Source organism: uncultured Cardiobacterium sp. (assembly GCF_938028185.1).
Lineage (GTDB): Bacteria > Pseudomonadota > Gammaproteobacteria > Cardiobacteriales > Cardiobacteriaceae > Cardiobacterium.
The window spans coordinates 1-11,549 of the sequence record NZ_CALJAH010000010.1; the positions used below are offsets into that span (position 1 = coordinate 1).

14 protein-coding genes are annotated in these 11,549 nt (G+C 59.5%); 10 read left to right on the top strand and 4 right to left on the bottom strand.

From position 1 onward, the window contains the following. Positions 1 to 52: 52 nt before the first annotated feature. From Q0349_RS00495 to Q0349_RS00515, 5 genes are all read left to right on the top strand, one after another. The gene (locus Q0349_RS00495) at positions 53 to 319 is read left to right on the top strand and encodes a nuclear transport factor 2 family protein (RefSeq protein ID WP_298078797.1); all 267 of its coding nucleotides are present in this window, start codon (positions 53 to 55) and stop codon (positions 317 to 319) included. A 118-nt stretch (positions 320 to 437) separates the two neighbouring features. Continuing rightward, a complete protein-coding gene (locus tag Q0349_RS00500) occupies positions 438 to 1,043 on the top strand; it encodes a tyrosine-protein phosphatase (RefSeq protein ID WP_298078776.1) in 606 nt (201 codons plus the stop codon). Positions 1,044 to 1,162: 119 nt separating this feature from the next. Next, positions 1,163 to 1,777, top strand: a complete 615-nt coding sequence (gmk, locus tag Q0349_RS00505) for a guanylate kinase (RefSeq protein WP_298078779.1) — start codon at positions 1,163 to 1,165, stop codon at positions 1,775 to 1,777. A gap of 38 nt (positions 1,778 to 1,815) precedes the next feature. Beyond that, the gene (locus tag Q0349_RS00510; protein WP_298078780.1) at positions 1,816 to 1,956 is read left to right on the top strand and encodes a hypothetical protein; all 141 of its coding nucleotides are present in this window, start codon (positions 1,816 to 1,818) and stop codon (positions 1,954 to 1,956) included. An 18-nt stretch (positions 1,957 to 1,974) separates the two neighbouring features. Then, positions 1,975 to 2,739, top strand: coding sequence for a DMT family transporter (locus Q0349_RS00515; RefSeq protein ID WP_298078782.1), 765 nt, complete (start codon positions 1,975 to 1,977; stop codon positions 2,737 to 2,739). A 34-nt stretch (positions 2,740 to 2,773) separates the two neighbouring features. On the opposite strand, the gene Q0349_RS00520 is transcribed toward Q0349_RS00515, so the two are convergent. Genes Q0349_RS00520 through Q0349_RS00530 form a run of 3 tightly spaced genes read right to left on the bottom strand, consistent with a single transcriptional unit; the run spans position 2,774 to position 5,503 of the window. Continuing rightward, complete coding sequence (locus tag Q0349_RS00520) at positions 2,774 to 3,979, bottom strand: hypothetical protein (protein ID WP_298078783.1); 1,206 nt, start codon at positions 3,977 to 3,979, stop codon at positions 2,774 to 2,776. A gap of 4 nt (positions 3,980 to 3,983) precedes the next feature. Beyond that, positions 3,984 to 5,108 (bottom strand): hypothetical protein, encoded by a 1,125-nt coding sequence (locus Q0349_RS00525; protein WP_298078784.1) that lies wholly within the window; start codon positions 5,106 to 5,108, stop codon positions 3,984 to 3,986. After that, on the bottom strand, positions 5,105 to 5,503 hold the full coding sequence (locus Q0349_RS00530; RefSeq protein ID WP_298078786.1) for an ArsC/Spx/MgsR family protein: 399 nt from the start codon (positions 5,501 to 5,503) through the stop codon (positions 5,105 to 5,107). The genes Q0349_RS00525 and Q0349_RS00530 overlap by 4 nt, the downstream gene beginning before the upstream one ends. Positions 5,504 to 5,561: 58 nt before the next feature. Here Q0349_RS00530 and Q0349_RS00535 point away from each other — a divergent pair, with 58 nt between their 5' ends. Then, positions 5,562 to 5,933 (top strand): hypothetical protein, encoded by a 372-nt coding sequence (locus tag Q0349_RS00535; RefSeq protein ID WP_298078788.1) that lies wholly within the window; start codon positions 5,562 to 5,564, stop codon positions 5,931 to 5,933. 2 nt (positions 5,934 to 5,935) lie between these two features. Then, a complete protein-coding gene (locus Q0349_RS00540; protein WP_298078790.1) occupies positions 5,936 to 6,265 on the top strand; it encodes a hypothetical protein in 330 nt (109 codons plus the stop codon). Between the two features lie 57 nt (positions 6,266 to 6,322). Here the strand turns inward: Q0349_RS00540 and xth are convergent, their stop codons facing one another. Continuing rightward, on the bottom strand, positions 6,323 to 7,084 hold the full coding sequence (gene xth, locus Q0349_RS00545) for an exodeoxyribonuclease III (RefSeq protein ID WP_298078791.1): 762 nt from the start codon (positions 7,082 to 7,084) through the stop codon (positions 6,323 to 6,325). A 90-nt stretch (positions 7,085 to 7,174) separates the two neighbouring features. On the opposite strand from xth, the gene Q0349_RS00550 reads away from it, so the two are divergent. From Q0349_RS00550 to Q0349_RS00560, 3 genes are read left to right on the top strand one after another with little or no spacing between them, the layout of a single operon-like run. Further along, positions 7,175 to 7,915, top strand: coding sequence for a 16S rRNA (uracil(1498)-N(3))-methyltransferase (locus Q0349_RS00550; RefSeq protein ID WP_298078793.1), 741 nt, complete (start codon positions 7,175 to 7,177; stop codon positions 7,913 to 7,915). Continuing rightward, positions 7,906 to 9,675, top strand: a complete 1,770-nt coding sequence (locus Q0349_RS00555) for an ATP-binding protein (protein WP_298078794.1) — start codon at positions 7,906 to 7,908, stop codon at positions 9,673 to 9,675. The genes Q0349_RS00550 and Q0349_RS00555 overlap by 10 nt, the downstream gene beginning before the upstream one ends. 16 nt (positions 9,676 to 9,691) lie before the next feature. Then, on the top strand, positions 9,692 to 11,218 hold the full coding sequence (locus tag Q0349_RS00560) for a sigma-54 dependent transcriptional regulator (protein WP_298078796.1): 1,527 nt from the start codon (positions 9,692 to 9,694) through the stop codon (positions 11,216 to 11,218). Positions 11,219 to 11,549: the final 331 nt, after the last annotated feature.

An 11,549-nucleotide genomic window follows, 5' to 3' on the forward strand; every position in this document is an offset into this window, starting at 1 on the left:
GGTTTGGAATTTTGTCGGGTTGCCGTGCAAGTTATAGTTTGGAAGGAAGTCTATTGAAAAAGTCTTTGCCAATTACCTCGCCCAATTCCATACCGTTTACCATTTGAACGGCCAGCAAACGGTGGAATTACACGGCGACCGCGCCGAAGGCATCGCCTATTGCCAGGTAGCCCTTGTCAGCAATAAAGACGACCACGACGAAATGCTCACCCATTATGTGCGCTACAACGACAGCTACGCCAAAATCAACGGGCGCTGGGTCATCCAAAAACGCATCGCCCATTTTATGTACAGCGAAACCCGCACCATCCACAAATAAGGAATCATGATGCGAAAAATATTTGCTGATTTGCCTCAACAAGTCCTTTATCAACCGCTGCGACAACCGTCGCAGCTTTTTTATGCTATTTTTCCCGTTTTCAATACTGGAACATCCCATGCGCCTGTACGCCCTGTTACTCTATTTTATTTTTGCCGCCGCTTGTGCTGAAACGACCCAATATGAATGGGCGACGCCAGTCAAACCGGAAGTCAATCTTTACCGCGTTGATGACAAACTCTACCGCAGTGAACAGCCGGTACGCGACGATGCCGCGCTCATTAAAAAGCTGGGCATTAAGACCGTCATCAACCTGCGTTATTTCGACCGCCGGGGCGATGAAAAAGCGCTGGCGGGCAGCGGTATTGCGCTATTCAACCAGCCGCTGCTCACTTGGCGCATCCGGCCAAAAGATATTGCGGCGACGCTTTATCTGATTGAGCGCCAGCAGCAATACGGCGCGGTACTCGTGCATTGCTATCACGGTGCCGACCGCACCGGATTGATGGTCGCCATGTACCGCATTGTTTACCAGCATTGGCCTGTTGCAGAAGCGAAACGGGAAATGCTGCAAGGGCCATATGGCTACCATAGTATTTGGGTCAATCTGGAGCGGCTGTTCAGCGCGGAAGATATTGCGCAAATCCGTGAACGGTTAAGCCAATTACGCGGCGATAAAAATAATCTGTCGCCACCATATAGCAGGGGGCGGGAGATTTTTTAGCCCATAGGACAGCGAGGCGACGCCATGCCGACAGGGCAGGACGGGTTTTCATTGCCCGCCACCAGCGGCGGCGGTAAAGTACGCGCCCATTTTCAAGCGGATAACTCAAGGAGTTCACCATGCAGGGTCAGTTGTGGATTGTCGCAGCGCCGTCGGGGGGCGGCAAAACCAGCCTCATCGCCGAGGCGGTGCGGGTGCTGGACGATGTGGTCGAAAGCGTGTCGCACACCACGCGCGCCGCGCGGCCGGGCGAGGTCGAGGGCGTGCATTATTTTTTCGTTGAACACGCGCAGTTTCAGGCGATGATTGATGCCGACGGCTTCCTTGAATACGCGCAGGTTTTCCACAATGCCTACGGCACCGCGGCGGCGTCTGTTGATGCGCTGCTCGCGGCGGGCAAGGACGTGATTTTGAGCATTGACTGGCAGGGGGCGCAGCAGGTGATGCAGCGGCGACCGCAGACGCGCACGGTGTTTTTGCTGCCGCCATCGTTGGACGTGCTGCGCGCGCGCCTCACCGCTCGCGGTCAGGACAATCCCGCCATTGTCGCGCAACGGATGGCGGAGGCGGAGGAGCAAATCAGCCATTACCGCGAGTTTGAGTTCGTCATCGTCAATGAGGATTTTCAGCGTGCCGCCGGTGAATTGCAGGCGCTGATTTTGTGCGACCGCCTGCGCCGGGCGCGCTGCGAGGCGGATTTGCAACCGCTGCTGAAGCGACTGGGGCAGGAATAGCGCCATTTTCGCCCATGATTTTGTGAGGATTCGATGCGATGAAATTCCTGCAAGCCAACGGGCTGCCGCATCCGTATGTGATGCTGTTGCTGGCACCGCTGTTTCGGGCGACCAGCAATGTCACCGGCAAACTGGGCAAGGCGTGGCTGTCGCCGCATGAGTTCACCTTCTGGCGCTGACTGCTGGCGACGGCGCTGTTGTCGCTCCTCTTTCGCGCCCGCATCCGCCACGACGGGCCAGCGCTGCGGGTGCGCGCCGGGTGGCTGTTGGTCGTCGGCGGCAGCGGTTTTGCGCTGTTCAACATTGTGCTTTACAGCGCCTTTGCCCGCGGCGCCAGCGTGGTCAATGTGTCGATTATTACCGCGCTGATTCCGCTGGCGGTGCTGCTGGTGGACGTACTCGTGTTGCGCGGGCGGGCGCATCCGCTGCAATGGTGCGGCGTGGCGCTGTCGTTCGTTGGCGTGGTGTGGGTGGTGAGCCGTGGTCATCCGGCGGCGCTGCTGGAACAGGGCATTGCGCCGGGCGACCGGCTGGCGCTGGTATCGAGCGCGATTTATGCGGGCTATTCGTTGGCGCTGCGGCGCGCGCCACGGGTGCATTGGGCGAGCCTGCTCTGGGCGATGTGCCTGGCGGCGACGGTGGTGAGCCTGCCGTTTTTCGTGGCGGAGCGGCTGCGCGAGGGCTGGCGGCTGCCGCCGTGGCAGGCGTGGCTGCTGCTCGGCTATGTGGTGCTGTTTGTCTCGATTGTGTCGAAGCTGTTTTATATGGAAGGGGTGATTGCGATTGGTGCGAACCGCGCGGCGCTGACGATGAATATGTTGCCGGTGTTCGGCGCGCTGGTCGGCGCCGCCTTTTTTGCCGATGAGCATTTGGGCGGCTATGTGCTAATCGCGCTGCTACTGGTCGCAGCGGGAATTGGCCTTTCGGAATGGGGCGCGCGACGGCTGGCACGCCCGGTCTGAGCGGCGTGCGCGATGTCAAGGATGGCGGGTTTCATCAGCGCCGCTTCGCGGGGCCCATCACGTTGCCATCCGCCAGCGGGTCAGGGCGGTGAAACGGCTTTGCGTTGTCCACCTCACTGAGGACATTGCGCCCGCCGGGGTCGGGGAGATAGAGCAGCGGCAGGTCGCGGTACAGGCCGAGATTGGGGCAGTTGTCGCGGATGGCTTCGACGATTTCCTCGCCGAGCAGTTCCGGATCGGCGCGACGTGAGGCGGGCGTGCTGATTTCGTAGCGGATTTGCCATAGATACGCGGCGCGGTCGTGCGGGCGGAAGGTCAGGTACAGCGTGTTGGTCCGGTTGCCGTGGCGGAGGTAGTGGCGCATGAGGAAGACGTCTTCCAGCAGTTCCCACGGGATGGTGGCGGCGTAACCGTCTTTCATGCCGTAGCGCCAGTAATGCACGCCGTCGCCGTCAAGGGCGACGAAGATTTCGTAATTCACCCCGGCGTCTTCGACGCGGATGCTGTCGTAAGTGGCGACGTAAACCATCATGTAAAGCAGCAGGTTAAAGGTGCCAATATAAAGCAGCGGCAGCCAGTTGCCGCTGTAGAGGCCGACGAGAAAGAGGATGGCGAACGCCAGCGCGAGCAGGCCGTAAACGCAGCCAAAAACGAGGTTGAACGCGGCTTCCGGCGCGCGGAAATACCAGATTTCCTTGAACCCATCGGGGACGTCGGCGCTTTTCTCCGCGCGTGGCGGTGCGGGCGGAAGGCGCGCGCTGATATGTTTGACCAGATACGCGCCCAGTGCCGCCCCGCGCAGGCGCCTGCCCTGACTGTCGCTGCCGCTGGCGTATTTGAGCTCCAGCGCGACGTGCGCCGCCACTACCGCGTCGGCGGTTTTCCAAGCGATGAGCAGGCGGTCGTGGTGCGCGCGCCGTTGCACCTCGTCCGTCCAGGCATCCAGCACCCGCTCCCACGGCAGATGCAACTCGCGTCCCTTTGGCAAGGCGTTATGGCGGATGGTGATACCGCTCCCGTCAAGGCGGACGAACTCGCGCCGCAGGATGAAGGCGGTGTAGCGGTAACACAGGGTGCAGGCATGCGCGAGCAGCGCGGCAAAGAGCAGCAGCGCGAAGATGACTTCAAGCGTCCGCGCGGGCGGCAGGTCGTAAACAAGCCAGGCGGCGGTCGCGGCGTAGCCGAGAGCGAGCAGCAGGCGCAGCCAGCGGCGGCGGAAGGGGATGGTGAGCGGGTTCATGGCGTTATCCTTTGTCATTTCCCCGCGCATCGGTCAGGGTTGCCTGCGGCAATCCTCTGAATTTGAACAGGTTGGGGCAATGCAGGCGGATATTGGCAGCGGCTTCTTCCGTTTTTTGCTTGTTGCTGCCGGTGTCGTACTGGATATGCCGCAAATAACGCGCACCCGCATGGGGGTAATAAACCAGATGCAGGGAGCATACCCAGCTGCCGTTATCGAGACGATAGCTGTCCGGCGAGACGGCATGAATGCTTGCCCAGGGAATATCCGCTTCACTGTTTCGCGTCATGCCATAGCGCCAGTAATGCACGCCCACAGGGTCAATGCGGACAAAGCGGCGTCCCGATAGCCCGGAAAGCCAGTGCATCAGTGAGTCGTAAAGAATATAAATCGCGCCCAAAAGCAGTAATAAAAAGAAACTGGCTACTCCTATGCCCGCTGCTATATCACTTATTGTTTTGGCATTCACCATAAAAGCGATAAAAAAAGTCAGTGCAACCAGTGCCAGCACGACCATCACAACGCCAATCAAACAGCCGTCCCCGTTATCACCGGTGCCAAATTTCCAGTATTTCCGCCAGTCTTCGGGAACATCAGCAGGAATTAAGCCGGATGGTACGGGCGCGCTGCGCAAGTGTCGTCGGACAAATGCCGCCAGCAATTGCGCCAATGCCTTGCCGCGTATCGCCTTGCCACGCGCATCCCGCCAAACCGCACCCTGCAATTTCAGCGCAAGGTGTTCCAGTCCGCCTTCGTCCGTGCGCCAAACAAGACACAGGCAATCATAATGGCGGTGTAACTGGTATTCGTCCGCCCAGGCGTCAAACACATTTGCCCACGGCACATGGAATGTTTTCTGGCGCGCCACATCGTTATGCCAGACGGTAATGCCTTTGGCATCGAAGCGGATAAATTCACGCCGGAAAAAGAAACGGGCGTAGCGCCAGGTCAGATAGCAGCCATGCAGAGAAAAGGCGGCTATAAATAATGAGACCATTGCCCGGTCTTTATGCTTTTCATCTGTATCCAGAGCAATAAGATAAGCCAGCCAGGCAGTAATGAGCGCGTAACAAAGAACGCGCAACAGGCGCAGCCAGCGGCGGCGGAAAAAGACCGTTTGCGCGGTCATGAGCGGGGTGCCTGCAATGGCCGCGCGTCCAGTCCGAGCCAGACGTCCGCGTCGCTGACGATGACCGGGCGTTTTATCAGGGTCGGCAAGGCGCACAGCAGCGCGATGAGCGCGTCCCCGCCCGCCGCCTCGGCGGCAAGCACTTCGGCCTTGTGCGCGCGGTATGTCGCGGAACGTTTGTTAATGAGCGTCGTACCGAAGCGGGCGAGCCAGTCGCGCAGCAGGGTTTCGTCCGGCGGGGCTTGTCGCAGGTCAATGAAGTGGTAGCGCACGCCGCGCTGGTCGAGGATGTTGCGCGCCTTGCGCACGCTGTCGCAATTGGGGATGCCGTAGAGTTTCATCGGGGTGAGAGGGTTGTGGGTGAAGGCGCAATTGTTGTCTGAAGCGGCGCGCAAGGCAAGGCGCTTTCGCCTTGTGCTATAGTCGCCGCTCCATTCACAACCGGAGAACATGATGTTTTTATCCCTCCCCCGTATTTTGCCGCTCGTTTTGGCATTGACGCTGCCTGCCTATGGTGACAACGAACCTGCGGAAAATACAGAAAACGGTGAATCTGCGACAAACGGAAACGTCGTCATGGATACCGCTCCCACAAATGAACCTGCGGCGAAAAATCCGCTTTCTTTGCCCAAGCAGGATGTCAATGATTTTGACATTTTTGGCGTAAAACTCGGCATGAGCTGGGACGAAGCGCGCGCTGCCATCAAGGATAATTTTCAGATTGGTGACGAGAAAATTGTTGTACTATCTTCCAAAACAAGGCTGCCGCTAAGTGGCAAGTTTGTCCCCGACTATTTTTGGTCAAGAGAGGCTATGAACAGGTAGAAGTGTGGTTTAATTCCAATGCGCTTCATGAAAAGCCGGATGAACTTGCCGTATGGATAATCTCGCATTATTCTTATTACATTAATTGGGATGATTATCTGGAAATGGCGGCAGAGAAATATGGTACTTATGAATATGATGGTTATAATAAAAACATAGGGAAATTCGTCATTTGGTGCAATGCTTGCAATCCTACAAATGTTTCGGACGTACCGCATCTAATTTTTAGGCAGAAATTCACCAACCTGGATATGGAATTAAGGGATGAAGGTTATCAAAAGGCCTTGGAGGAATTTGAAACGCGAAACAAAGGCAAGATACCAAATTCCTGAAATATCCCGCACATCACAAAAACGCCCCGCATTGCGGGGCGTTTGGTTTTTAATGACTCATGTCCCAATCTTGACCCATGCCGGGGCGTGGTCGGAGGGGCGTTCCCAGTGGCGCGGGGCGGTGTCGATGCCTGCCGCGTCCAGTGTTAGCGCGTCGCTGGCAAGGGTCAGGTCGATGCGCAGGCCGATGTTGCGGCGCAGGCCGCCCATGCGATAGTCCCACCAGCTGAATTGTTGGGTGTCCGGGTGCAGCGCGCGGTAAGCGTCTTTGAAGCCGAGCGCGAGGATGTTTTGCAGTGCCTGCCGTTCGGGCGCGGAGCAGAGGATTTGGTCGCGCCATTTGTCGGGGTCGTGGACGTCGAGGTCGGCGGGGGCGATGTTGTAGTCGCCGGTGATGATGAGGCGCGGGTGTTCGCGCTTGAGCTCGTCGATGTAGCGCGTCGCGGCGTCGAGCCAGTGCAGTTTGTAGGTGTATTTTTCATCTCCTACCGCTTTGCCGTTGGGGACGTAGAGGTTGAGGACGCGCACGTCGCCGATGCTGGCAGCGATGGCGCGTGCCTGTTCGTCGGCGTAACCGGGAATGCCGCGCACCACGTCGGTCAGCGGCTCGCGCGCGATGAGGGCGACGCCGTTGTAGGTCTTCTGGCCGTGGGTGGCGATGTGGTAGCCGGCGGCTTCGATGGCGGTGGTGTCCACGGCGGCGTCGGTCTGTTTGAGTTCTTGCAGGCCGAGGATGTCGGGCGCAGTTTCGTGCAGGTATTGCAGGACGTGCGGCAGGCGGACGTTGAGGGAGTTTACGTTCCAACTGGTGATGTGCATGGGCGGGTTTCCGGGTGTCAATTTTTGTCAGTTCGGGTAGAATATTCGCATTAAATCACGGTTTGTTTGGCTTTTTCTATCGGTCTTTCCATGCGCGATTTTCGTTTGTTTTCGTCGCGCCCGCTCGCGGTCGGCGATGTGCTGCCGCTGGATGAGGCGGCGCACCGTCATGTGGGCAAGGTGCTGCGGCTGCGCGTCGGCGCGCCGTTGGTGTTGTTCAATGGCGACGGTTTTGATTATGCGGCGGAGCTGGTGGCGTGCGATCGCCGCGCGTCGCAGGTGCGGATTGTCGCGCGCGAGGCGGCAGGCAATGAGTCGCCGCTGAATCTCACGCTGTTCGCCGCGCTGCTCAAGGGCGAGGCGATGGACCGGGTGGTGCAGAAGGCGGTGGAGCTGGGCGCGAAGCGGATTGTGCCGCTGCGTACCGCGCGCAGTGAGGCGTTGCCTGCCGATGAGCGGCTGGAACGCAAACGCGCGCATTGGCAGGGGATTGTGGTGGCGAGTGCGATGCAGTGCGGCCGCGCCACTTTGCCGCAGGTGGACGGTATTTGTGATTTTGTCGATGTGCTGGACGATGCCCCCGGTCTGCGCTGGATTTTTTCGCCGCATGATGCGCCAGCCGCCAGTCCGCAGGCGGCAGAGGCGGTGAGTGTACTGATTGGCCCGGAGGGCGGTTTTGCGCCGGATGAGGTCTCTGCCGCGGTGAACGCGGGCTGGTTGCCGCAGTCGCTGGGGCCACGGGTGTTGCGCGCCGATACGGCGGCGACGATCGCGCTGGCGCGGGCGCAGGGTTGTTTTGGCGATTTGTCGCGGGAGGCGACGTGCTGTTAAGGGACGATATTCAGATTCCGCTGCATGATCCGGGGCGGATTGTCAAAATCACCGGCGAGGAGAGTATGCTCTACCGCGCCGCGATGTTGCGCGTGTTCAATGTGGTGCGCGTGGTGGTGGTCATGCTGTTTTTGCTCGGTTTTTCGCTCATCGGGGCGGATACGGGGCGGGCGCTGCCGCTGGATCTTGGCGGTACCGGCTGGCTGTCGGCGCTGGTGATTGTCTATGTGCTGGTGATGTCGCTGCATTGGGTGCTGTCGCTGCGCACGCCGGTGGCGGAGCGGCTGTTTTTGAGCAATGCCATCTGGGATATTTTTCTGCTCGGCCTGCTGATTTTCAATTTCGGCCTGCTCAACTATACCAATCTGCTGATGCTCTCCATTTTGAACGCGGTGCTGCTGTCGGCGATGACGCTGACGCTGCGGCAAAGCGTGATTTACGCCATCACCCTGGTGGTGGTCTGGCTGGCGACCGCCGCGCTGTTGCAGGCGATGCCGCAGGTGTCGTGGCATAAAATGGGCGATGTGCCGCCCGCCGAGGGTTTCAGCCGCCTGATTGCCGTCTTTCGCGGCAATGGTATCGCCTGGCTGGAACCGGCGGTGGTCGCCCTCGGCATGGCATTTCTCGCGCTGCTGGTGAGCTACCTCTCCACCCAGGGACGCGACAACCGCATCAACGTCGAACTCAGCCGCCGCTACACCAGCCAGCTGCGCAAGATGAACGACTCCATCATCGAAGATATGCAAAACGGCCTGCTGGTGGTCAGCGGCGACAGCATCATCCTCACCCTCAACCGCCAGGCGCGCACCATCTTCGGCCTGCCCGCGACGGCGAAAGTACCGCGCACCCTCGGCGAACTCCTGCCCGAACTGGCACGGCGCTTTGGCCGCTGGCAGCATATGCGCTTCAACGACAGTCGCACGCTGGACATCGGCAAGGGCAGCTACAGCCTCACCTTCAGCGCGCTCAAATCCGATGACGACATGGCGCTGACCCTGCTGATGCTGGAAAGCATCGACGAAAGCTACCAGCGCGTGCGCGAAACCCGGCTCGCCTCGCTCGGTCGCCTCACCGCAGGCATCGCCCACGAAATCCGCAATCCCTTGAGCTCCGTGCAAAGCGCCGCCGACCTCCTCGAAGAAATGAGCGACGACAACAAAGTCCACTTCCTCACCGACAAAATCCGCAACAACACCCAGCGCATCAACAACATCATCTCCGACATCCTGAACCTCTTCTCCGACAAGCCGCGCAACACCAAACTCATCCCGCTCAACCCCTTCCTCCTCGGCGTCATCAACGAAGCGCGCACCAACGACGAAACCAGCCGCGCCAAAATCCGCACCGACATGGACGCGACCAAAGAATACGCTGTCTTCTTCGACGCCGGCCACCTCGAACAAATCCTGCACAACCTGATGCTCAACGCCGTCAAACACGCCGGGCGCGACGACGTCGAAATCACCGTGCGCACCCGCATCGGCGACGTCGGCCGCTTCCTCTACATCGACATCCAGGACAATGGCCGCGGCGTGGCGGCAGACGACGAAGAAAAAATCTTTGAGCCCTTCTTCAGCAAACGGCACGGCACCGGCCTCGGCCTCTACCTCGTGCGCGAAATGTGCGTCGCCAACCAGGCACAAATCGTTTATGTGCGCAAAGAAATCGGTGCCTGCTTCCGCCTGACGATGGAGCGCTACCTCGCCAACGAAGACGACCCGCACGAAAACGAGCCACACGACAACATCCAGATTCTCTAAAAACCAGGACACCACCATGACCAAAGCACTCATCCTTGACGACGAACGCGACATCTGCGAACTCATCGAAATGAGCCTGATGGGGCAGGACATCACCTGTACCAGCGTCTATACCATCCGCGCCGCCATCAAGGCGCTGAAAGAAGAGCGCTACAGCTTCGTCATCTCCGACATCCGCCTGCCCGACGGCGACGGCCTCGACTTCCTCGCCCACATCCAAAAAAACTACCCCGGCCTGCCAGTGTGCATGATCACCGCCCACGGCAACATGGACACCGCCATCCGCGCCCTCAAACTCGGCGCCTTTGACTTCATCAACAAACCCTTCGACCTCAAACAACTGCGCAACGTCTGCAAAGCCGCGCTCAAAGAAGGCCACGGTCAGCTCGGCGGTGGCAACGCGGGCGGCGCGCCCGCTACCCCCGGCAAAAAAGCGACAGGCGGACAGGGCGGTGGTCGCTCCAGCAGCAAATACGAACTCATCGGCGACGCCGACGTCATGCAAAAAGTACGCGCCATGATCAGCAAAGTCGCGCGCTCCCAGGCCCCCGTCTTCATCCACGGCGAATCCGGTACCGGTAAAGAAGTCGCCGCCCGCTCCATCCACCACCAAAGCAACAGAGCCGAGGGCGCATTCGTCGCGGTGAACTGCGGCGCCATCCCCGAAAACCTCGTCGAAAGCGAATTCTTCGGCTACAAAAAAGGCGCATTCACCGGTGCCAACCAGGACCAGGACGGCCTCTTCGTCGCCGCCAACGGCGGTACCCTCTTCCTCGACGAAGTCGCCGACCTGCCGCTATCCATGCAAGTCAAACTGCTGCGCGCCATCCAGGAGCGCGCCGTGCGCCCCATCGGCGGCGACCGCGAAGAAGCGGTGGACGTGCGCATCATCTCCGCCACCCACCACGACCTCGCCCGCCGCGTCGCCGAAAACAAATTCCGCGAAGACCTCTACTACCGCCTGAACGTCATCGGCCTCACCATGCCGCCCCTGCGCGAACGCGACGGCGACATCGCCATCCTCGCCGCGCACCTGCTCGCCAAACTGGCACGCGACGCGGGCTACCCCGAAGCCCACCTCTCACCGCAAGCGCTGGCCAAACTCGAAGCCTACCCCTTCCCCGGCAACGTGCGCGAACTCGAAAACATCCTCGAACGCGCGCTGACCTTCGTCGAAGGCGACACCATCGAAGCCGACGACATCCACCTCAGCGAAAACCGCATCCCGGCACAACCCGCGCCGCGCGCCGCCGTCGCACCACCGCCGGAACCCGCCACCATCGCCCGCCCGCGCCATCCCGTCGCCAGCGACGACTACCCCGACGAAGCCATTGCCGCCCTCGAACAATACCAGCCGCGGCAAAAAGACGGCACCGCCATCCCGCTGCCGAACGACCTCGAAAACTATATGCAGGGACTGGAGCGCAACCTGCTCATCAAGGCGCTGGAAGACTGCAACTACAACAAAACCAAGGCGGCGGAAAAACTCGGCATCAGCTTCCGCGCCATGCGCTACAAACTGAAAAAACTGGGCATCGACTAAGAACCTGTTCTCAACATCCCGATTATTCACATAAATTTGAATTGCTGCGCCGAATTATCCCCCTCCCCTGCAGGGCGAAGCCCGCAGCGGGGGAGGGTCGGGGTGGGGGGTGAGCGATATTGCTCATGAACTGAAATTCCTTTTTTCAATGGATTTGCTGCCTCACCTCAACCCTCTCTTTCGCAAGCAATGCTTGTCCCACAGGGAGAAGGGAGTATAACGATGGTTCTACCTGCTCCCATTTGCAAGGAAACGGATTTTCCCAAATTCCAAACAGTTATATAGCCATCCACCGAAAGTTTCAGACAAGGCGCGTCGCCGAAGACAGTAC

Bases quoted from the DNA above. Each gene is read 5' to 3' on its own strand.
- Q0349_RS00550 (WP_298078793.1), top strand. From the start codon at position 7,175: ATGCGCGATTTTCGTTTGTTTTCGTCGCGCCCGCTCGCGGTCGGCGAT.
- gmk (WP_298078779.1), top strand. From the start codon at position 1,163: ATGCAGGGTCAGTTGTGGATTGTCGCAGCGCCGTCGGGGGGCGGCAAA.
- Q0349_RS00525 (WP_298078784.1), bottom strand. From the start codon at position 5,108: ATGACCGCGCAAACGGTCTTTTTCCGCCGCCGCTGGCTGCGCCTGTTG.
- Q0349_RS00520 (WP_298078783.1), bottom strand. From the start codon at position 3,979: ATGAACCCGCTCACCATCCCCTTCCGCCGCCGCTGGCTGCGCCTGCTG.
- Q0349_RS00500 (WP_298078776.1), top strand. From the start codon at position 438: ATGCGCCTGTACGCCCTGTTACTCTATTTTATTTTTGCCGCCGCTTGT.
- Q0349_RS00510 (WP_298078780.1), top strand. From the start codon at position 1,816: ATGAAATTCCTGCAAGCCAACGGGCTGCCGCATCCGTATGTGATGCTG.
- xth (WP_298078791.1), bottom strand. From the start codon at position 7,084: ATGCACATCACCAGTTGGAACGTAAACTCCCTCAACGTCCGCCTGCCG.
- Q0349_RS00560 (WP_298078796.1), top strand. From the start codon at position 9,692: ATGACCAAAGCACTCATCCTTGACGACGAACGCGACATCTGCGAACTC.
- Q0349_RS00535 (WP_298078788.1), top strand. From the start codon at position 5,562: ATGTTTTTATCCCTCCCCCGTATTTTGCCGCTCGTTTTGGCATTGACG.